This is a genomic window from Streptomyces sp. SID11385 (assembly GCF_010548245.1).
Classification (GTDB): Bacteria; Actinomycetota; Actinomycetes; order Streptomycetales; family Streptomycetaceae; genus Streptomyces.
In genome coordinates this window covers 1-234 of the sequence record NZ_JAAGLR010000277.1, presented here as the reverse complement: position 1 = coordinate 234, position 234 = coordinate 1, and the positions used below count along the sequence as shown (strand labels likewise).

Below are 234 nucleotides of genomic sequence, written 5' to 3'. Positions count from 1 at the left end.
GACGGCTCGATTCGTACCGGGGATGCTGCACGGCGCGCTGACCATGCTGGTCACCGGGATCGCCCTGGTCGGGCTCGACCAGGCCGACGACCACCCCGTGAACAACGTCAAGATCGGCATCAAGCTGCTGATCCTCGTCGTCGTCCTCGGGCTGGTCTACGTCAAGCGGGACGAGGAGAAGGTCGAGAAGGGCCTCTTCGCGGCGGTGGGCGGACTGACGATGGTCAACATCTT

The 234-nt window shown here is 64.5% G+C and carries 1 protein-coding gene; it reads left to right on the top strand.

What is annotated here, in order from left to right:
* Window positions 1–234: hypothetical protein (locus tag G3I42_RS08255; protein WP_164283822.1), on the top strand; the 234-nt coding region annotated here is incomplete at both ends.